1 protein-coding gene and 1 pseudogene are annotated in these 1,377 nt (G+C 63.4%); both read left to right on the top strand.

From position 1 onward, the window contains the following. Window positions 1-792 precede the first annotated feature (792 nt). Window positions 793-1,155, top strand: coding sequence for a hypothetical protein (locus tag AC630_RS41775; RefSeq protein WP_074124266.1), 363 nt, complete (start codon window positions 793-795; stop codon window positions 1,153-1,155). After that, window positions 1,142-1,377, top strand: a pseudogene (locus AC630_RS41770) (DUF3300 domain-containing protein); the annotation flags it as partial. The gene AC630_RS41775 and the pseudogene AC630_RS41770, both read left to right, overlap by 14 nt.

Here is a 1,377-nt window from a genome sequence, read left to right as displayed (position 1 = left end):
CAGACATTGGCCTTGGTCGCGGCATGGCGCTTTTGAGACCTCGCGCGATGTCCGCTGTCCGGTCGCTATCGGTGGAAAAGCGGACGTACCGCTGACATGGCGAAAACGACGCGATTGACCCGTTGCAGACCTCGGCGAACGTGCCAAGTGATGTCCGGTCCTCGGGCTTGCAGCCATACCCTGGGAAAAAACCATCTTGGCAGAGGCGAGATCGTTCGCACGAGCGATCATGATCCTCCGCCCCTCCGACAATTTGGCTCGCTCGAGTTGCAGCCGGGCAACGCAGTGACGGAAAGCTTCAACAAAAACCTGAGCAGCGCCTCGATCCGCTGGAGCGTCGGTTGCGAACATGGAACGCTGCGGTCAGCGAATCTCGCATGTCGCTTTTTCAGAACCACCAAATTGCACTGCCTCGAAATACCGCAGGGAATGATCGGACGAAACATCGCGCTGCCGAAGTCCACTTTGTCAGGAAATTCGGGTCAGGCAATGCTCTTGTCGCCGGCTCGACCATCGTCGGCACTGTGACCGCATTCAGCACCTCAGATGCATTGCGACTGGGCGGCAGCGCGAATGCGAGCTTTGATATTTCGCTGATCGGGGCGGCCGCGCAATATCAAGGCCGCCTCATCCAAACCACGCAACTAGTCAGACGTTGCGGCTTCGTCGCACCTCCGTCACTTTTTTCTCGAGACGTCGAGCCGGCGTTGTTTCCGCCGGCGCGCGTGGTAGGGTTTACCTTCCGGCGAGTGCGAGTCTTGGCTCCGTCTCGGTCGCCGCGGAGGGGCTCGCATGACGACCAGGCACTTGCTCGCCGGCACGGCACTGACGACGGCGCTTTTCCTGGTCCCGGGCATCGCCCACGCGCAGTTCATCGTCACGAACAACAACGATTCAGGCGCGGGCTCCTTCCGGCAGGCGATCCTCGATGCGACCGCTGCTCCCGGCAGCACCATCACCTTCAGCGCCGGCGTCGGCACCATCACGCTCCTGAGCGATCTGCCGGCTCTGACGGTGAACACCACGATCAACGCCAATGGCGCGACCCTGTCGGGCAACAACCTGTTCCGCGGATTGTTTGCCTATTCGGGCAACACCTCGATCAGCAACCTGACCATCACCAATGCGCTCGCGCAGGGCGGTGCTGGGGGGTAGCGCACGTGGGCCGGGCGGCGGGGGCGCCGGCTTCGGCGGCGCGCTCTTCGTCACGACAGGCGCAAACGTGACCGTCTCGAACGTTTCGGTCGTGTCAAACCAGGCGCTTGGCGGCGCGGGCGGTTCATTCGCGGCCCCTTCCACCGGCGCCGGTGGCGGTCTCGGCGGCAATGGCGGTGGCGATTTTGGCGATTCGGGCGGCGGTGGCGTCGGCCGCGGCGC

This window comes from Bradyrhizobium sp. AS23.2 (assembly GCF_001908185.1).
Classification (GTDB): domain Bacteria; phylum Pseudomonadota; class Alphaproteobacteria; order Rhizobiales; family Xanthobacteraceae; genus Bradyrhizobium.
The sequence above is the reverse complement of the archived record's forward strand: the minus strand, read 5'-3'. Positions and strand labels throughout refer to the sequence as shown.

Coding starts and splice junctions, on each gene's coding strand:
- AC630_RS41775 (WP_074124266.1), top strand. CDS start 793: ATGACGACCAGGCACTTGCTCGCCGGCACGGCACTGACGACGGCGCTT.